Source organism: Parerythrobacter jejuensis (assembly GCF_039536765.1).
Lineage (GTDB): Bacteria > Pseudomonadota > Alphaproteobacteria > Sphingomonadales > Sphingomonadaceae > Parerythrobacter > Parerythrobacter jejuensis.
Genome location: NZ_BAAAZF010000001.1, coordinates 2863026 through 2880912, shown reverse-complemented (window position 1 = coordinate 2880912; position 17887 = coordinate 2863026). Strand labels below are relative to the sequence as shown.

24 protein-coding genes are annotated in these 17887 nt (G+C 60.9%); 7 read left to right on the top strand and 17 right to left on the bottom strand.

From position 1 onward, the window contains the following. Nucleotides 1–54: 54 nt before the first annotated feature. The gene (gene astD / locus ABD653_RS14105; protein WP_160779263.1) at nt 55–1470 is read left to right on the top strand and encodes a succinylglutamate-semialdehyde dehydrogenase; all 1416 of its coding nucleotides are present in this window, start codon (nt 55–57) and stop codon (nt 1468–1470) included. Here astD and ABD653_RS14100 read toward each other — a convergent pair. Both ABD653_RS14100 and ABD653_RS14095 read right to left on the bottom strand, forming a co-directional pair. Next, entirely contained in the window at nt 1467–2177 is a 711-nt protein-coding gene (locus ABD653_RS14100; protein WP_160779262.1) for a hypothetical protein, read from the bottom strand. The genes astD and ABD653_RS14100 overlap by 4 nt on opposite strands. Nucleotides 2178–2345: 168 nt before the next feature. Continuing rightward, the gene (locus tag ABD653_RS14095) at nt 2346–2825 is read right to left on the bottom strand and encodes a glycine zipper 2TM domain-containing protein (protein ID WP_160779261.1); all 480 of its coding nucleotides are present in this window, start codon (nt 2823–2825) and stop codon (nt 2346–2348) included. 190 nt (nt 2826–3015) lie between these two features. Here ABD653_RS14095 and rarD point away from each other — a divergent pair, with 190 nt between their 5' ends. Continuing rightward, entirely contained in the window at nt 3016–3930 is a 915-nt protein-coding gene (gene rarD / locus ABD653_RS14090) for an EamA family transporter RarD (protein ID WP_160779260.1), read from the top strand. Here rarD and pyrC read toward each other — a convergent pair. Then, complete coding sequence (pyrC, locus tag ABD653_RS14085; RefSeq protein WP_160779259.1) at nt 3911–4945, bottom strand: dihydroorotase; 1035 nt, start codon at nt 4943–4945, stop codon at nt 3911–3913. The genes rarD and pyrC overlap by 20 nt on opposite strands. Nucleotides 4946–5013: 68 nt before the next feature. Between pyrC and ABD653_RS14080 the strand changes: the two genes are divergently transcribed. Then, on the top strand, nt 5014–5895 hold the full coding sequence (locus ABD653_RS14080; protein ID WP_160779258.1) for an ATP-grasp domain-containing protein: 882 nt from the start codon (nt 5014–5016) through the stop codon (nt 5893–5895). Here the strand turns inward: ABD653_RS14080 and ABD653_RS14075 are convergent. Next, nucleotides 5892–6716 (bottom strand): patatin-like phospholipase family protein, encoded by an 825-nt coding sequence (locus ABD653_RS14075; protein WP_160779257.1) that lies wholly within the window; start codon nt 6714–6716, stop codon nt 5892–5894. The two genes, ABD653_RS14080 and ABD653_RS14075, sit on opposite strands and share 4 nt — an antisense overlap. A gap of 35 nt (nt 6717–6751) precedes the next feature. On the opposite strand from ABD653_RS14075, the gene ygfZ reads away from it, so the two are divergent. After that, nucleotides 6752–7480, top strand: coding sequence for a CAF17-like 4Fe-4S cluster assembly/insertion protein YgfZ (gene ygfZ, locus ABD653_RS14070; protein ID WP_160779256.1), 729 nt, complete (start codon nt 6752–6754; stop codon nt 7478–7480). On the opposite strand, the gene ABD653_RS14065 is transcribed toward ygfZ, so the two are convergent. After that, complete coding sequence (locus ABD653_RS14065; protein WP_160779255.1) at nt 7477–8082, bottom strand: TetR/AcrR family transcriptional regulator; 606 nt, start codon at nt 8080–8082, stop codon at nt 7477–7479. The two genes, ygfZ and ABD653_RS14065, sit on opposite strands and share 4 nt — an antisense overlap. 142 nt (nt 8083–8224) lie before the next feature. On the opposite strand from ABD653_RS14065, the gene ABD653_RS14060 reads away from it, so the two are divergent. Then, a complete protein-coding gene (locus ABD653_RS14060; protein WP_160779254.1) occupies nt 8225–9103 on the top strand; it encodes a metal-dependent hydrolase in 879 nt (292 codons plus the stop codon). 80 nt (nt 9104–9183) lie between these two features. Here the strand turns inward: ABD653_RS14060 and ABD653_RS14055 are convergent, their stop codons facing one another. The 3 genes from ABD653_RS14055 to rplU all read right to left on the bottom strand — a co-directional run bounded on the left by ABD653_RS14055 (nt 9184) and on the right by rplU (nt 10757). Further along, nucleotides 9184–9747, bottom strand: coding sequence for a GNAT family N-acetyltransferase (locus tag ABD653_RS14055; RefSeq protein ID WP_160779253.1), 564 nt, complete (start codon nt 9745–9747; stop codon nt 9184–9186). Between the two features lie 194 nt (nt 9748–9941). After that, on the bottom strand, nt 9942–10211 hold the full coding sequence (gene rpmA, locus ABD653_RS14050) for a 50S ribosomal protein L27 (protein ID WP_160779252.1): 270 nt from the start codon (nt 10209–10211) through the stop codon (nt 9942–9944). Nucleotides 10212–10223: 12 nt separating this feature from the next. Then, on the bottom strand, nt 10224–10757 hold the full coding sequence (gene rplU / locus ABD653_RS14045; RefSeq protein ID WP_160779251.1) for a 50S ribosomal protein L21: 534 nt from the start codon (nt 10755–10757) through the stop codon (nt 10224–10226). Nucleotides 10758–10923: 166 nt separating this feature from the next. Here rplU and ABD653_RS14040 point away from each other — a divergent pair, with 166 nt between their 5' ends. Together ABD653_RS14040 and ABD653_RS14035 are read left to right on the top strand one after the other, a co-directional pair. Then, nucleotides 10924–11472 (top strand): hypothetical protein, encoded by a 549-nt coding sequence (locus ABD653_RS14040; protein WP_344705675.1) that lies wholly within the window; start codon nt 10924–10926, stop codon nt 11470–11472. Continuing rightward, nucleotides 11469–12164 carry a Crp/Fnr family transcriptional regulator gene (locus ABD653_RS14035; protein ID WP_160779249.1) on the top strand — a complete coding sequence of 232 codons (696 nt, stop codon included), beginning with the start codon at nt 11469–11471 and terminating at the stop codon, nt 12162–12164. Before ABD653_RS14040 ends, ABD653_RS14035 begins: the two co-directional genes overlap by 4 nt. Here the strand turns inward: ABD653_RS14035 and ABD653_RS14030 are convergent. From ABD653_RS14030 to thrC, 9 genes are all read right to left on the bottom strand, one after another. Then, complete coding sequence (locus ABD653_RS14030; protein ID WP_160779248.1) at nt 12161–12589, bottom strand: hypothetical protein; 429 nt, start codon at nt 12587–12589, stop codon at nt 12161–12163. The two genes, ABD653_RS14035 and ABD653_RS14030, sit on opposite strands and share 4 nt — an antisense overlap. 79 nt (nt 12590–12668) lie before the next feature. After that, complete coding sequence (locus ABD653_RS14025; protein ID WP_160779247.1) at nt 12669–13115, bottom strand: molybdenum cofactor biosynthesis protein MoaE; 447 nt, start codon at nt 13113–13115, stop codon at nt 12669–12671. A gap of 3 nt (nt 13116–13118) precedes the next feature. Then, nucleotides 13119–13373, bottom strand: coding sequence for a MoaD/ThiS family protein (locus tag ABD653_RS14020; RefSeq protein WP_160779246.1), 255 nt, complete (start codon nt 13371–13373; stop codon nt 13119–13121). A gap of 1 nt (nt 13374) precedes the next feature. Next, nucleotides 13375–14373: a GTP 3',8-cyclase MoaA gene (gene moaA / locus ABD653_RS14015; RefSeq protein WP_325065389.1), complete on the bottom strand. Its 999-nt coding sequence runs from the start codon at nt 14371–14373 to the stop codon at nt 13375–13377. After that, complete coding sequence (locus ABD653_RS14010; protein WP_160779244.1) at nt 14366–14701, bottom strand: Rossmann fold domain-containing protein; 336 nt, start codon at nt 14699–14701, stop codon at nt 14366–14368. The genes moaA and ABD653_RS14010 overlap by 8 nt, the downstream gene beginning before the upstream one ends. 1 nt (nt 14702) lies before the next feature. After that, nucleotides 14703–15074 carry a dihydroneopterin aldolase gene (locus ABD653_RS14005; protein ID WP_160779243.1) on the bottom strand — a complete coding sequence of 124 codons (372 nt, stop codon included), beginning with the start codon at nt 15072–15074 and terminating at the stop codon, nt 14703–14705. 42 nt (nt 15075–15116) lie between these two features. Next, nucleotides 15117–15557 carry a SecDF P1 head subdomain-containing protein gene (locus tag ABD653_RS14000; RefSeq protein ID WP_160779242.1) on the bottom strand — a complete coding sequence of 147 codons (441 nt, stop codon included), beginning with the start codon at nt 15555–15557 and terminating at the stop codon, nt 15117–15119. Beyond that, the gene (locus ABD653_RS13995) at nt 15554–16441 is read right to left on the bottom strand and encodes a class I SAM-dependent methyltransferase (RefSeq protein WP_160779241.1); all 888 of its coding nucleotides are present in this window, start codon (nt 16439–16441) and stop codon (nt 15554–15556) included. The genes ABD653_RS14000 and ABD653_RS13995 overlap by 4 nt, the downstream gene beginning before the upstream one ends. Continuing rightward, on the bottom strand, nt 16441–17841 hold the full coding sequence (gene thrC, locus ABD653_RS13990; protein WP_160779240.1) for a threonine synthase: 1401 nt from the start codon (nt 17839–17841) through the stop codon (nt 16441–16443). The genes ABD653_RS13995 and thrC overlap by 1 nt, the downstream gene beginning before the upstream one ends. Nucleotides 17842–17887: the final 46 nt, after the last annotated feature.

The window sequence follows — 17887 nt, the reverse complement described above, 5'->3', positions numbered from 1 at the left end:
ACGTTTGGCAATGCTGCGAGGCATCGCTGAATTCGGGAAAGTGATCGCCTTACTTTGAGCCAGAACGAAATCATTTCATTCGAACCTGCGACCGGAGAAGAGCTCTGGCGTGGAAAGGTCGGGGATGTCGATGCTGCTGTCGATCGGGCGCGGCGGGCATGGCCAGCCTGGGCGGCCAAGCCATTGGCAAACCGGATGGAACTGTGCCGCCGTTTCGCCAATGAAGTGCGCGCCGCGAGCGACAGATTTGCCGAGCTGATTGCCAAGGAAACCGGCAAACCCTTGTGGGAAGCGCGGACCGAAGTCGAAGCGGTGATCAACAAGGTCGAAATCTCGATCAACGCCTATGCCGAACGTACCGGCCAGAAAAAGCTCGATGGCGCTCTGGCAGGCTCGGCCGCACTACGGCACAAACCGCACGGTGTAATGGTTGTCCTCGGGCCCTATAATTTCCCCGCCCACCTGCCCAATGGCCATATCGTTCCGGCATTGATCGCCGGCAATGTGGTGATTTTCAAACCCAGCGAAAAAACGCCCGCTGTCGGCGAGTTGCTGATGGAGTGTTTCACCAAAGCCGGCATGTCGGCGGCTGTGGCACAGTTCTTCGTCGGTGGCCCGGAAGAGGGCAAGGCGCTGGTCGCGCACCGCGATATTGACGGCGTGTTGTTCACCGGCTCCGCCCAAGCCGGGATCGCCATCAACAAGAGGTTGGCAACCAATCCGGGCAAGATCGTTGCCCTGGAAATGGGCGGCAACAATCCGATCGTGGTGACAGACACGCCGCTGATCAACGATGCCGCCATCCTGATCGCCCGCTCCGCCTTCACCACTGCGGGCCAGCGCTGCACTGCCGCGCGTCGCCTGATCGTGGTCGAGAGCATGTATGATGCGATTGTCGAAGAGGTGAAGCGACTTTCTGATCGCTTGATTGTGGGCGAGCCCTTCGCCGAGCCGGCACCGTTCATGGGCTGCCTGATCGACAATGATGCCGCCGACCAGCTGGTCGAAAGCTTCCTCTATTTTCTCTCGAACGGGGGCAAGGCGATCAAGCACATGACCCGCCCCGATGATAACCTGCCGTTCCTGAGCCCGGCCATTATCGACACGACCAAGATCAAGGATCGGCCGGATGTCGAATTGTTCGGCCCGCTGCTGCAAGTCATCAAAGTCAAGGATCTGGATGCCGGCATTGCCGAAGCAAACAATACGCGGTTCGGCCTCTCGGCCTCGCTAATAGGGGGCACCCCGCAAGACTATAACCGGTTCTGGGCCAATATCCGGGCCGGAATCGTCAATTGGAACCAGCCGACCAACGGCGCTTCTTCCAAAGCGCCCTTTGGCGGACTGGGCTTGTCCGGCAATCACCGCCCGGCAGCCTTCTATGCCGCCGACTATTGCGCCTATCCAGTTGCCAGCAGTGAAATGGACCAGCCGCGCGCTACTGTCGGCGTAGGTTTCCGCGACGGCTAGAAACCCGTGGTGACCAGCGCAATTTCGCTGATGCCCGAGGCCCGCCGCGTCGCGTAGACGGCGTAGCCCAGGGCACCCTTGCGGCCTGAAACAACCTGATCCACCCCCGCCAGGCGATAGTCGGCAGGAAACTTCGCGGCCTTGGCTCGGGCGCGGTAGAACGACAATACATCGTCACGCGAAACCGGCGTCAAGAAGCGCACCACCCTGAGCGAGCACTCGCCCGCGTCTGTCCCTGCAGCCTCCAATGTGTTGCCGCGCGGATAAACCGGGAAGGTATCGGGCATACGGGCCGCCCATTGCGCCGTGTAGCTGATCGTATCGGCGCATGCCCCGACACCTGGTACAAGACGCGCCAGCTCCGCCGGGCTGTAGCGGGCCACCTGTGGCAAGGGATCGTCGGTGCCAGACGGATTGGGCAACGGCTCCAATTCATCTGTCCCGCCCACCATATCGGCAGCATCGAGCCGGGCAGCATCAATCGCCTCTCGTGTGTTCACGACCGGAGGGATTGAATGGTCTGTGCCCCCTGTCAACGCGGCGTTGGCCTCATTGAGTCCGGCAAGGTCGGGATCAACCATGATCTGGTCGTTCAAGGCCTGTGTCGTCACCGGATCCCGCTCCGGTATGGTCGCGGCTTGCTCTTCCGCGCTGTTGCAGGCGGAGAGCATGGCTGCCGGGAGCAGGAGGGCAATCGGGCGGATCATCGTGCCGCCATAGTGCGATGCGGGTAAAGACCGGGTCAATGTCCAATTGCACGGCATATGAAAGTGCCCTGCTCCCGAAACCGGGCGACAGGGCACTTCCCGCGGCTTGGTGGGGTGCCGCGCTGCGACCCCGCTAGGAGGTCGAAGGTGGGTTCGGGCTGGCCGGGGTCAGCGGCAGCGTGTGTTGCTGCGGTCTATCGCACGGCCAAGCAGCGCACCGCCTGCCGCACCCAGGATCGCTCCGAGCGTGCGATCACCACGGCCAGCGACTTCGTTGCCGATCAATGCACCGACGCCGGCGCCGATCAGCAATCCAGTCGTGCCGTCGCGCTTGCGACAATAGTAATTGCCGTCGCGGCGGTCGCGCCAGATGCGGGTGTCACGGTAGACCGGCTCGCCATAGTAACGGTCGCCGCGATAGCCGCGCGCATCACGGTAGTCGCGATAGTCACGGTAATCGCGGTTGCCGCGGCCCTTGCGGTGCCAGCGACGGTGATGATTGGCCGTCTCGCTGACTCCGGTCTGGCCGGCATAGATCGAGTGCGTGACCGGTGCGTTGTGCGACGCAGGGGCAGCAGCAGCGGGCGTGGCGACAGCCAGACCCGAAGCGGCGATGGCGAGAGCGGCAGCTTTGAATGACGTGTGCATGATATCTTCCTTTTCGAACGTGGCGGGTCGGGCGATTCCACCAAGCGTCGTCCGATGCGTTCATAGTTACGCCCGCTTTCCTGAACGGAATGCAACCACGCTGTCAGATTCGAAATTTGCGATGAGCAGAGCGGATTCCGTCGATGAAATGCTGCTTGCCGGGCCAATTCCATCGGCTTAGGGGCCGTGAATGAGCGATCAGGATCACGAACAGCCTTCGGGCCTGCCAGCCGCGTTGGGAGCCTATGTGATCTGGGGCTTTCTTCCGCTTTACCTGATTCTCGTCAGTAGCGTCCCGCCGTTCGAATTTGTCGGCTGGCGCATTGTGTGGACCTTGCCGGTGTGTTTGCTGATCGTGGCATTCCGCAAGCAAATGCCGGACTTGCGGGCCGCACTGGCCGATCGCAAGGCCCTGCGCATTCTGCTGGTGAGCGCGACGCTGATTGCCATCAACTGGTTTGTGTATGTGTGGGCTATCCAGAACGGTCAGGTTTATGCCGCCAGTCTTGGCTATTATATCAACCCACTGCTCAATGTGTTGCTTGGCACGCTGATCCTGAAGGAACGGCTGAGCCGCCTGCAATGGCTTGCAGTGGCGCTGGCAGCGGCGGGCGTGGCCGTCCTTGCCGCGGGCGCGCTGACCACGCTGTGGATCAGCCTGACGCTCGCCTTCAGCTTCGGCACCTATGGCCTTCTGCGCAAGCAGGTCGCGGTCGGCTCGCTTCCCGGCCTGACCATCGAAAGCGCGATCCTGTTGCTACCCGCTCTCGGCATCGCCGCCTGGTATGCCGCAACGCCAACCGGTTCTGCCTTCGACGATTCGCTGTGGCTCAGCCTCGCGATCATAGCTGGCGGCGTGTTGACCGCTGTGCCTCTGCTGCTGTTCGCCATCGCGGCTCGCCGGATGGACTATTCAACGCTTGGCTTCATCCAGTTCCTGGCCCCGACCATCGTCTTCATCCTTGGCCTGACCGTGTTCGAGCAACCTCTGCTACCTGCACAAGCCATCTGCTTCGCGCTGATCTGGACCGCGCTGGCCCTGTTCGTGTGGGATATGTGGTCGAAACGTCAGCCCAAAACCAAACCTAGGCCAGCCGCCAGTTAAGCTCCTGCCCGGCATGGAAGGGCACAATCGCCCCGCCCTTGGTATCCAGCACGTCCGGCACAGTGTGGGCCACCCGCTCCAGCGTCAGCGTCTCTTCATTCACGGGCAAACCGTAAAAGGCTGGTCCGTGGAGCGAGGCGAAACCTTCGAATTTGTCCAGCGCGCCTTCCTGGTCGAACACTTCAAGATAGCTTTCCAGCGCATAGGGCGCATTGAAAATGCCGGCGCAACCACAGGCGCTTTCCTTGGTGTGTTTCTCGTGCGGGGCGCTGTCGGTACCGAGGAAGAATTTGGGCGAGCCGGAGGTCGCTGCCCAGCGCAGGGCCAGACGGTGCTTCTCGCGCTTAGCAACAGGCAGGCAGTAATTATGCGGCTGGATCCCGCCCACCAGCATTGCGTTGCGATTGATGTGAAGGTGCTGGGGCGTAATGGTCGCGCCGACCGAGTCGCCCGCTTCCATCACGAATTCCACAGCATCCGCCGTCGTGATGTGCTCGAAGACAATTTTGAGTTGCGGCAAATCGGCATGGAGCGGTGCCAGCGTGCGCTCGATAAATTCCTTCTCGCGATCAAACACATCCACCTCGGCATCGGTCACCTCACCATGGATGCACAAAATCATGCCGATCTTTGCCATTCGTTCGAACACCGGACGCAGGCCGTCGACATCGGTCACACCACGGGCGGAATTGGTGGTGGCATTTGCGGGATAGATCTTTGCTGCGGTGAAAACGCCTTGTTCAAACCCCTGCGCCAGGTCATCGACATCGGTTTCATCGGTCAGGTAGCAAGTCATCAGGGGCGTAAATCCGCGCCCGGCAGGGACTGCGGCGAAAATCCGGTCGCGATAGGCGGCACCCAATGCCGTAGTGGTCACCGGCGGGGTGAGATTGGGCATCACGATCGCCCGGGCAAACTGGCGCGCGGTAAAATCGACCACCCCTTCCATCATTGCGCCGTCGCGGAAATGCAGGTGCCAGTCATCGGGGCGGCGGATTGTCAGCGTCTGTGTCATCACGTCGCTCTGTAGAAGCGCCGGGCCGATCTTTCCAGCGGGCAATCCTGATCGTAGAGGCTCATCGCATGAAGATCGGCTTCCTTACCTGTCCAGGCACGCACCCTGGCTCCTCCACCCGGCGCGATGACGCTTTCGAGCATGATATCCAGGTTGATGCGCTGTGCCCTGCACTGGCAGCCCTGGGCCGTACGCTGGTGGAGATAGACTGGCGGTCCCCGATGGATGCTTTCGAGGGATGCCCGGTCATCCTGATTGGCACGCCGTGGGACTACCAGGATGACGAGGCCCATTTTCTGAGCCAGCTGGACGCTCTTACCGATCATGGACACATTGTTTGCAACCCAGCCGACCTTGTCCGCTGGAATTCGCGCAAAACGTACCTGCGCGATCTGGAACAAGCCGGAGCGGCCACGATCCCGACTGTTTGGGTTGAGCATCCAACCGCGACCGACATCCGGCATGCACTGGACACCTTCGACACCGAATCCGTGGTGGCCAAACGGCAGGTTGGTGCCGGGGCCGAGGGGCAGTCGATCCATCACGCGGCCTCGCCCGACCCCGATTGGCGGATGGATCACCCCGCCATGCTGCAGCCTTTCCTTCCGCAGATCCAGCAGGACGGAGAATACTCTTTCCTGTTCGTCGATGGTGCGTTTTCCCATGCCTTGCGCAAGCGACCGGCCGATGGCGATTACCGTGTGCAATCGCTTTACGGTGGAACGGAGGAGCCGCTTTCGCCCTCCGCCCCGGACCTCGCTGCCGCTCAGGCGGTGATCGATGCGATCCCGTTGGACACTCCTCTCTATGCCCGCATCGACATGGTGCGCGGTGCCGACGGCGGATTGTTGCTGATGGAAGCAGAATTGATCGAGCCCTATCTCTACCCAGAGCAAGGGCCACAGCTGGCATCAATGATGGCGGCCGCAATTGACCGGCGGTTGAGCTAACTGTTCGCTGCCAGCCAGGCGGTCCCATCCAGCGCGCCCTGACGCCACGTCCGATCAAGCTTGCTGCGGTCAGAAAAATCAATTTTGTCAGCCGGCACTTCGCAGCTCGGCTGAAGATACAAACAGCGGTCAGTTACCGGCAGATTGCGATAGCGCTTGGTCATAAGGAACAATGTGCGTCCTTCATCCGGCTGCGGAGGGGGTGCCTTGTCGATCAAACCACCATCGAGCACGCGCTTGCCATCCCATTCAGGCACGTCGAACACTGGGGGTATCGTTGCGGCCGCGCAGATCAGATCGACCAGCTTGCCATCGCGCGCAGCTTTCTTCGCATCCACACGGAAGGGTTGCAGGCCGACCCTGCGGGTCCAACGCAGATGTGGCCGGGATTTCACCGCCTTTTCCGTCTGATAGAGCGCGCCGGCCAGTATCACAAACATGATTGGCGGCAACCATTGCGGAGGAACGGCGAGGACGGCTTCATAGTCTGGGCCCTCGCAAACTGCGTCTATCGCATCGCTATCCAGCGTATCCGCCACCACTTGCCGGTACATTTCCTGATGAACGGTGAAATTGGATTTGGCTGCATCAAGATTGGAATCATTGCGCGCAAAAGCATCGCCCATGACGTCCAGCAAGCGTTGTTCCCGGCCAGCAATCCACGCCGCACCGGACAAGACACCACCCGAGACGCCGCTGATCCGTTTCGGATGGAGTGACAGCCGGTCTCCCGCCACCGACAGGAACCCGCCATGCCAGAAGCATCGGATGCCGCCGCCGGAAAATACCAGCTGCTCAAAATCGTATTCGCCCTGTGCCATCTTGTTTAAAGCGCATGAGGACCCAACTTGCTCCCATGACCGCCAAACGCCTCAGCAATCGCGCCGTGATCCGGCTTTCCCCGCTTGATGGGGCGGAGGATATCGCCGAATTCCTGCAAGGCCTCGTCACCAATGATGTGAAAGGCGCGCTGCCGGCCTATGCCGCCCTGCTTTCCCCGCAAGGCAAGGCTCTGTTCGATTTTATCGTCTGGGCTGATGGCGATGATCTGCTGATCGATTGCGAAGCAGATGCAGCTGACGAGTTGACCAAACGGCTCAGCATGTACCAATTGCGCCGCAAGATCGCGATTGCGCGCGATGATCAGTTGGGTGTTTTCTGGCAGCGCGATGCAAGCGGCGAACATCCCACGGATCCACGGCTGGAGACATTGGGCGCACGTTGGGTTGGGCCGGTTTCACCCGACGGTGACAGCGCCGATGCGGATTGGCTGGCGCATCGCCTTTCGCTGGGCGTGCCGGAAGGGCGGGCCGAGCTGGGTGACATTCTATGGCTGGAGACCAACGCGGTTGAACTGAACGGCGTGAGTTTCGAGAAGGGATGCTATGTCGGACAGGAAAACACGGCGCGGATGAACTGGCGCCAGAAGGTCAATCGCAGGTTGCTGGTTGTGCCTCTCGACCAGGCTGACCCCAAGCGCACCAAGGTCCGGCATGAGGATCATGGCCTGGCAGTGATCCACCAGCGTGTTGCAGACATTGATCCGTCGTCAGCGCCGGACTGGATGCGGCTGGAAGCCAGCTAATCCTGTGCGGCACCCTCGTGGCGGTCGACCAGCTCTTCGATGATAATCTTCTCGGCAATGTCGCGGGCGACGTGATCCGGTAGCCTCAGCGACTTTGCCAGTGGCTCCCCAATCAGGGACTGGCCCAACGCCAGCAACACCACGGTGTGGGTCGCCCTATGCGCGACCATCGCATCAACATGACCTTCCTCTTCCGGATTGAGATCGTCGACCATGGAGTGGATGGTTTCGACAAACGGCTCGATTGCATCCTCGTGCCCCGTGGCCAGCATCCAGCTTACCAAGGCACCTCCGCCTTCACGCTCGAAAGCATCGAACGCAATATCGACAATTTCTCTCGGAGACCCAAGGCCCGCCCGTGTCGCGCGCACGGCCTCGGCCACGCTTTCGCACACGGTCTGGGCCAGATGCGCCGCCAGCTCGCGTTGCAAGCCTGCGGCTGACCCGAAGTGATGCAGCAGATTGGCATGGGTCCGCCCTACCCGCGCGCCCACGGCCTTCAACGTGACCGCCTGCGGGCCCGCCTCGATCAGCAGGGTGCGCGCCGCTTGCAGTGCGCCTGCACGTGATTCTTCGGGTGAAAGACGTTTGCGTGTGGCCATATAACTAGCTGATTCCCTGTCCCTTGCTGCGGACGCTACTCCTGACAACCACCTTCGGCAAGGCGCATTCATTCCTTTATTGACATCAGTGTCAGTAAGCCATACTTACATGAATGTCAGTAACGAATCAGGGCTTCCGACGATGAACGCGCATTCCTCCATTTCCACCGATACCGCCACCCCGACACCGGAAGATCTCGAGATCACGGTTCGCGATCGCCGCTTTGCGCGTGGTACCGAAGCGCGCCGCTGGTGGTTGAATGGCGACCCCGTTGCCAGTGCGTGGTTCAACGCGCTGTCCGCCACCTTCCCGCGCGGCGAAGCCTTCTTCATCGAATCGGTCAAAGCCTTTCGTGAGGGCGCCGATCCCAAACTGACGGCAGAAATTCGCGCTTTCGTGAAGCAGGAAATCAATCACACCCGCGAACATGTTGCCTTCAACCGGATGGCCGAAGACCACGGTTATGACATCAAGGCCATCGACAAGCGGGTCGAAGAGATGCTCGCCCAGCTGAAAGACCGGCCGCAATATCTCAATCTCGCCGCGACGATGGCGCTGGAACACTTCACTGCCATGCTCGGCAATGAACTTCTCAAGAACCCCGACCACCTCGAAGGGGCTGATGGTGATCTGGGCGACTTGTGGCGCTGGCATTCAGCCGAGGAAGTCGAGCATAAGGGCGTCGCTTATGACACCTGGCTGCATGCAACGCGCGACTGGAGCCGTTTCCGCCGCTGGAAGGTCAAGAGCCTGATGATGTTGCTCGTCACCGTGCGTTTCATCAAGCATCGCAGCGAAGACACGATGGAACTGCTGGCCCAGGATGGCCTGACCGGCTGGAAATGGCGTCTCGCACTGGCCAAGTATCTTCTGGTGAAGCCGGGCTTCCTGCGCCGCATCCTGCCAGGCTGGCTGGCCTATTTCATGCCCGGCTTCCACCCTTGGAACGAGGATGATCGCGGCCTGATCAATCTCTACGAAGGTGACTTCGAAGATGCACTGATGGCTCCGGCTGAATAGAATCCGCTACCCCACCGGTACGGACTATATGAAAGACCCCCGCGATCATCTCGCGGGGGTCTTTGTGTTTGGGCGCTCTTCTATGCTGCGTTCTTCAAGGGAGGCGATGCACGCAGCCGCTCATCGCCCTCCCGCTCCAAGCCATCGAGAACAATTTCGTAGCACGCGACAGGATCGGAACGGCCCCGTGCAAGCGAGTGTCCCGGTCGCACTTCACCGGTTGGGCTAAACCCGACCTTGCACAGCACCCGCCCCGATGCGGGGTTGTCGACGAAATGTGAAGCAACCACCCGCTTATGGCCAATCATCCCCGCGATTGCGAGAACGCCGCGCGCCGCTTCGGAAGCATAACCCTTGCCCCAGTGATCGCGCGCGATCCAATAGCCAAGTTGAACCTGGTCATGCTCGTCATATCCAAGACCGGCCCCGCCAATCAGGCCTTCACCGGGAAGGGTGACGGCGAAGCCCGGCACATAGGCGTCTTGCTCGCGCTGCGCGAATGCCCGCGCGTCATCTTCCTCATAGGGCCAAGGTGCGGTGGCCAGATTGTGGACCACGTCCTGGTCAGCGATCCCGGCAAACAGCATCTGCCAGTCTTCTGGCCAGGTCGGCCGCAAAAGCAGCCGTTGGGTGCGATGGAACATGGTCTTTCTCCTCAAGCCCCGCATCGCCCCCGTTAGGGCTGATGCATGACATTCCCGTTGCGGCGAAAGTATCTTTCGCCAGTTCGAGAGGGAGAAACGACAAGAGGGAGACAGGTTGGCCCATCTCCCTCTTCGGTGCCGGTCTGAACCGGCTGGACCATCCTGCTGGATAGTCCTGTCAGTGAACTATCCGATTATTCGGCGGCTTCCGCCAGCATGTCTACCGATACGAATTGGCGGTTCTGTTTGCCTTTGTGGAATCGCACCACACCGTCGTTGAGCGCGAACAGGGTGTGATCCTTGCCCATGCCAACATTGCTGCCCGGATAGAATTTGGTGCCGCGCTGACGCACGATAATATTGCCCGCAACAACGCCTTCGCTGCCGAACTTCTTCACACCAAGGCGGCGACCGGCTGAGTCGCGACCATTACGGGATGAACCACCTGCTTTTTTATGTGCCATGGTCCTACTTCCTTACTTCTTGTCAGCGGCCTTGGGGGCCGCTTTCTTGGCTGGGGCCTTTTTGGCCGGTGTTTTCTTGGCGGAGGTAGCTGCAGCCTTCTTGGGCGCTGCCTTCTTCGCTTCGGTTGTGCCCTTCGTGGCTCCCTTGGCAGGTGCTGCCTTCTTGGCGGCTGGCTTCTTCGCTTCCGTCTTCGGAGCCTCATCAGCCTTCTTCGCTGGCGCAGCTTTCTTGGCCGGGGCCTTCTTGCCTTCGCCGACATCAGTGATGCGCAGCAGCGTCATCATCTGGCGGTGGCCAGCCTTGCGGCGATAATTGTGACGGCGACGCTTCTTGAAAACGACGACCTTCTCGCTCTTCGCCTGGGCAATGATCTCTGCCGAAACGGTTACCTTGCTGGCATCAGCGATCGTCTCGCCTTCACCGGCAAGCAGAACATCACCCAGCGTGACGGTTTCACCAGCTTCACCAGCCAGCTTCTCGACCGCGATCTTGTCTCCGGCAGCAACCCGGTATTGTTTGCCGCCCGTGCGCACTACTGCGAACATCGGTTTATACTTCCAATCGTTTTGATGTGCCGTCCCCAAATCGAAAACGGCGCGACGGGCAGCCCGCCAATGGCGAGGCCCTGAAAGATGGGTGCCGTTAAGGGAAGACTCGGGTGAAGTCAACGACAGATCGGCGCTTTTTGCGTCCGAAACTCACCTCGTTTTGGTGGCGCTGCGGGACAAGCGTGATATGGAGCGTTTCGATATGCTTCGCAAGGTTACCCCTCTGGCTTTGTGCCTGTTTCCCCTCGCTGCCTGCGCGTCTGCGTCGACCGAGTATCCTTCGTTGTCGGTACGCGATGCCGAGCGGATCGAGGGGCAATTCAATTCCCCATCGACTGCGCCCGTTGCAGCTCAACCTGCCCTGCCCAGTGCCGATCTACGTGACCGACTTGCCCAGCTAAAGGCGGAAGCGAGCACAGCCCACACAGCTTTCCTGGGGGCAGCGCCCGCTGCGACGCAAAAAGTTGATGCTGCGCGCGGCACTGCCATCGCCAGCGATCGCTGGGCAATTGCACAGGTCGCTCTTGCCGATCTTGATTCGCACCGCAGCAAGACCGCTGTTGCCCTTGCCGACCTCGATATCCTGTTTACAGAGCGCGCGATTGCGCTGGAGCAACGCGGCGCCGTTGCCGAAACACGAGAGACTGTGACCCGGATGATTGCCGAAGAGGATGCCGTCCTTTCTCGCCTGCGCGGGGAACTGTCGCAATGACCCTTGCCTGTGCCCAATGCCCTGTACGCGACAGCGCGGCTTGCGCGGTTTTGACCGAAGAGGAACGCGCGGACCTTGCCCGTGCGGGTCGGACTGTCACCTTGAAGAAGGGCGAGACACTGTTCTCAGCTGGTGACGAGGATCACGCCTGCGCGACCCTTGTTACAGGAGCGCTCAAGGTCACATCCTATGACCGCGAGGGGGAGGAGCGTATTCTCGCTCTGATCCATCCAGCGGGCTTTGTCGGCGAATTGTTCCAGCCCTTTGCCCAGCATGACGTGGTGGCCCTGACAGACAGCCAGCTATGCGTTTTTGCACGCAGCGCCATGGAAGAAGCGCTCGACAATCACCCTGCCCTCACCACGGCTCTGCTGCGCCGCTCGCAGAAGGATCTTCACGCAGCGCGCGAATTGCTGGAGCTTACCGGTAAACAGGATGCTGCGACCCGCCTGGCGGGTCTGATCATGGCCATGGCCCGCGCCGCCAGCGATTCGCCATGCCATCCGGCACAGAAATTCGACTTACCGCTTTCGCGCGGCGAAATGGCGCAGATGCTGGGGCTGACGATCGAGACCGTCAGCCGCAGGATGTCGAAATTCGAGAAAGATGGCCTGGTGGCCAAAAAGGGTGCGCGCGGAATCGAACTGGTCGATCCCGCGCGCCTTACCGCACTGGTGGGAGTGGGCCTCTAAACCAGCGCGGCAATTGTGATGCAGGCAAAGCCCCACAGGACAACCAGAACCGGCAGCACCATCATCTGAGCGATGGCTTCGCCCGCCGGAAGGCGTCCAGTCAGAGTGTCGATCCCGCGTGCCTTGAATTGACCCCAGGTCAGGGCCTTGTTCGATTCGTCGGGCGCTTCTTCAACCATCAGCACCGGGATGCCGTAGAAGCCAGCGAAGAATACGCCGAATATCGCCATCGGAATGCCCAGTTCGGGATTGCCGAAACCCACAATCATGGTGGCGAGAAACGCTACGAAGCAGCCGAGACTGGCGGCATACAGCCCGCCTGGCAGGCCGAATGTCTGGTCAAACTCGCCGCGTTTGATAGCGGGATGGTAGTCGTGGACGATCGCCTTGTCGGCAATGAGGTCACGGGTCAGTAGTTCGGACATTGGGCCACTCCTTTTCGTCTGAGAGGAGATCTGCCAGCGAATCGCGGGTCATTCCTTGACCCACATCAAAAGTGGCGAATTATTTGTCCCACCGCGCGCGATCGGCATAGTCATCGCTTCGTGGCTCGATCCAATGCCATCCATCGGATCGTTTCTCGCGTTTCCAGAACCACGACGCGCTTTTGAGATAATCCATACAGAAATCGACCGCGTGGAAGGCATCCCGCCTGTGCGCTGCTGCCGCTGAAACGCACACGATCGGATCACCCGGATGCATTACTCCAACCCGGTGCACCATCAGCAGGCCCATCAGGTCGAAGCGCGCAAAGGCCTCGTCGGCAAGATCGTCCATGCCTTTGAGTGTCAGCGGTTCATAATGGCTGAGTTCCAACGCCTCGACCCCGCCATCCGCGCGCACTTCGCCAGTGAAAGTCAGCAGGCCGCCCAGCCCACGGTTGGCGCGGGTGAAGGTGTCGACCAGCTCCCCCGGAGCGAAAGGTTCCGACACGAGACGGATGTCACGCATGGGTCAGCCTCCACTGACGGGAGGCAAGAGCGCAACTTCGTCGCCGGCCACCGCGTGCAAGCTTTGCTTGTCGGCCAGAACCTTGCCGCCACAGGCGACATTGACCCGGTCCGATGTCAGCTGCGCTGCGATGTCCGATCCGACTGCCGCGAGCAATCCTGCCCAGTCGAGCGGCGCGGCAACCTCGCGTTCCTGAACGCCTGCCATGTCGCGCAGCGGGCCCAGAAACAGGATTGTGAGGTGGTCCTGCTGCGGCATGTCAGCCGCCGGTCATCGACATATGGCGCGGCTGCGCAGGCGCTTCTCCTTCGCCAATCTTGAAATGGTGCCGCTCCGGCTTGATCCGCATGGCGGTGTCCAGCGCTGTCGCCAGATTCGCCTCGGGTTGATCGGAGCGCAAAGCGGCACGCAAATCGACCTGTTCCCCGCCGCCAAGGCACGGATATAGCTGGCCCGTGGCCGTGACACGGATGCGATTGCAACCGGCGCAGAAATTGTTGGTCAGTGGCGTGATCAGGCCAAGCCTGCCGCCTGTTTCCGCCACATCGACATAGCGCGACGGGCCGCCTGTACGGTGATCACTTTCCGTCAGCGTCCAGCGTTGTTCCAGATCGTCCTGCACCGCGATCAGCGGCAGGAACTGGTCGGTCCGGTCTTCGTCAATCTCGCCAAGCGGCATGGTTTCGATCAGCGTGATGTCATGGCCTTCGCCGTGAGCCCATTTGATCAGTGCAGGAATCTCGTGTTCGTTCACACCCTTCATCGCAACCGTGTTGATCTTCACCTTCAGGCCCGCCGCCTTGGCCGCGGAAATGCCGCCCAGCACGCTGGCCAGCGCATCGCGGCGAGACAGACGCTGGAACGTTTCGCGATCCAGCGTATCGAGCGAGATGTTGATCCGGCGCACTCCGGCATCGGCGATCGCTTGCGCATGGCCGGCCAATTGGGTGCCATTGGTCGTCAGGGTCAGTTCTTCCAGCCCATCACCAACATACCGCCCCAGAGCCCGGATCAGGTCGATCACGTCGCGCCGGACCAGCGGTTCCCCACCGGTCAGGCGTATCTTGGTGATCCCGCGCGCCATGAAACCACGGGCCAGATCACGCAGTTCTTCTAACGTCAGCACTTCTGCCCGGGGAAGGAACTGCATCCGTTCGGGCATGCAATAAGTGCAGCGCAAATCGCAGCGATCGGTAACCGAAAGCCGCAGATAGGAAATGGTGCGCCCGAATGTGTCGACCAGCGGGTTGTCAGACACGGGCCCCTCCCCCGCTCTGCAACGGCAGATAGTGCCCGGTGACACCGGGAGCCGCGTCAAGAAAGGCGAGCGTCGCTTCAATCTCGTCCGCCGCATCACCGGCAACGATATTCACCCGTTTGGGTGCGTATTCCCGCGCCAGGTCGCGCGCAATCGCACGGCGCCAGTCGGCATGATCATAGGCTGGACACTTCATCACGATGGCCAGATTATCGATTTCTCCGGCGAGCGCGCTTGTCACTTTGGGTAGCTGTTCGGCGTGGAATGCCCGCGCTGCTGCCAGCGCCTCGTGCGGCAGGGGGCCGGTTTCGAGCACGCCCTGCGCCATATCAGCGGCGCTCTCGCCGCATCGTGATCCCGATTTTTTCGTTGTGCTCGGCAATGGCGAGCTTCACAATCTTGACCGTCACGGCGAGCACATTCCTGTCTTGCGCGAACAGGGTCTCGCAAATGTGATCGGCCAGCGATTCGATCAGTTTGAAGTGCACCCCTTCAGGCAACCCGTCGGTGGCCGCGAATTTGAGGTCCATATAATTCTTGCTCGCATCCAGCGGCGTGTCCGGATCGTAGCGATCGGCGATCTTGTAGTCCGCCTCTATCGTAATCCGCAGCGGTTGCGGCTTGCCCGTCTCTTCCGAATAAATGCCCGTCAGAACATCGGTTTCAAGATCGGCAAACTGGAGGGTGAGGCTGTCGGCCATGCTTTTCCTTTACACGCGGCGGCGCATAGCCGCCAGCGACGTCTAACCGCAAGGTCCTTCGATCCGTTGGAGGGCCCGCTCGAGTTCCTCACGCGGGGCCGATATTTGCAGCGCACCGCCAAGTATCTGTTCGTTTATCCGCGGCGAGAGCAGCACCTTGCCATCGAGCATAATCGGGAGTTCCTGCCCCACCCTGGCACGCGTCATCCCGGCAAAGATGTTGGCAGCTTCTTCGGCCAGCCGGATGTTCAGGAAAAAATTCGGCCCGGCCATGCCCATGGACGAACCGGTCGTCACCTTTGCGTCGAGTACCGTCTCTGAACACAGGGGCAGATCGCCGACCCAGAGCCCGGTTGCCAGCGACGCAACAGGGGTGTCGGGAATACTCGCAGTAGGAACAGGGCCTGGATCGGGCGCCGCCTGCGCCGTGCAACCCATCAGTGCCACCGCAAGGGTTGCTACAATCGTTGCATGCGCCCTCATGGTCGATTGTTCCAACGCGCAAAAATCGCGGTGGGGAGCAGACGACCGCTGCCCTCCTCCTGCACCGCCAGGTCGCCATGTTCGATAGTACCAGGCAACCCTGCGAAAATGTCGGCCAGCAATCCGCCCAGCGACAGGCTCGACATGCGCACGGCATATACTGTCAGGAACAGGAAGCGGCTGTCACTATCGAGCAGTTGCCGGCAATCCCCGACCAGTTCAGCCAGGCTGTCTTCGATCCGCCAGATCTCGTTTTTGGGTCCGCGCCCGAATTTGGGAGGATCGAGGATGATCCCGTCATAACGCTTTTTGCGGCGTACTTCGCGCGCCGTGAACTTGGCTGCATCATCGATCAGCCAGCGGATCGGGCGATCCTCCATACCTGACAGGGACGCGTTTTCGCGTGCCTGCGCGACCGATTTCTTGGACGCATCGACATGGGTCACCGGCCCGCATCCGCTCAGCGCGAGCGAGCCAACACCGGTATAGCCGAACAGGTTGAGGGTTTGGGCATCGGGCTTGTCCGCCAACTGCCCGCGCATCCAGTCCCACACCGGCGCCATGTCCGGAAAGAATCCGAGATGGCGAAACGGCGTGCATTGTGCGGTAAACCGGGCGTCATTCCATTCCAGCGGCCAGCCTGCCTCGGGCACTTCGGGTGACAATTGCCAGCGCCCGCCACCATCCTCGTCTGCTCCGGGCACAAATTCGCCATCCGCCTGCCACTCTTGCGATTGCGGTGCCCACATCGCCTGAGGCTCGGGCCGGATGAAACGGTAGGGGCCAAAGCGTTCCAGCTTGCGCCCGTGACCGCTATCGACAAGGCCATAGCTGTCCCAGCCCTCCCCGATCATTAAATGCGGTTGGCGGACCAGTTCAGCCATTACCGGCCTTGCACCGCATTGGTCGTGATGAAATCCACCAACTGATCGTAATCACCTTCCAACTCGGTAAAATGCTCTTCCCGCGCAAACAGATCGCCCACCCGCGCCGGCAGCGCAGGCCGGGTGCCGGTTGCCCGCTCGACTGCATCGCGAAACTTTGCGGGATGTGCAGTGGCCAGGGTCACGACTGGAATGTCAGGCGATAGATCAACTTCATGCGCGGCATGCAGGCCGATCGCGGTATGCGGGTCGATCACTTCACCGCAATATTGAAACGCGCGGCGCATGGTGTGCGCCATCGCATCCTGATCGGCCCGGACGCTGGTAAACAAGCCCGAAGCGCCTTCGCGTTGGGCATTGGTCAACCGCATGGCCTTGCTCACCTCGAACGCGCGCATCTGATCGGCCAAGGCATTGCCGTCACGCCCGCCGCAATCGAACAGCAAGCGCTCGAAATTGGAACTGACCTGGATATCCATGCTGGGCGCCGCTGTCGGCGTTACCTCACCCGCTGAATAATCCCCGTCGGACAAAGCGCGGTGCAGGATGTCGTTGATATTCGTGGCAACGACCAGCTTCGCAACCGGAAGGCCCATCTGCGCCGCGACATAGCCGGCGAAGACATCTCCGAAATTGCCCGTGGGTACGCTGAAGGCCACGGGCCGGTCCGGCGCGCCAAGCTGGAGCGCAGAGGTGAAGTAATAGACGACCTGCGCCATCAGGCGGGCCCAGTTGATCGAATTGACTGCACCCAGCTGGAGCTTGCCCTTCAAGGCTGGGTCCGTGAACATGCGCTTCACCGCCGCCTGCCCGTCATCGAAACTGCCCGAAATGGCGATGTTGTGAACATTGGGTGCGCGCACTGTCGTCATCTGCCGGCGCTGGACATCGCTGATCCGGCCCTGCGGATGGAGCATAAATATCTCCACCCCTTCGCGGCCGGCCACCGCATCGATCGCCGCGCTACCGGTGTCGCCACTGGTCGCGCCGACCAGGGTCAGTTGCTCGCCACGACGGGCCAGAAATCGCTCGAAGAACAGGCCCAGCAGCTGCAGCGCAACATCCTTGAAGGCCAGGGTTGGGCCATGGAACAATTCCATCAGCCAATGGCGTTCGTCGAGCTGGGTCAACGGGACCACCGCGGCGTGGGCAAACCGGCCATAGGCCTCACCCGTCAGTTCCCGCAGCTCTTCGAAACTAAGACTGTCGCCAACGAAGCGATGCATCACCCGCGCCGCAATTTCGGCATAGGGCAGTCCGCGCATGGCGGCGATTTCGCTTGCCGAAAAGCTGGGCCAGCTTTCAGGAATATAGAGGCCGCCATCGCTGGCCAGGCCAGTCAGAGTGACATCCTCGAAAGAGAGCTTGGGCGCCGCGCCGCGAGTGGAGACATATTGCATCGTAGCAGCGGGTTAGCGAGCGTGCGGCTGGCGGGCAAGAAAGACG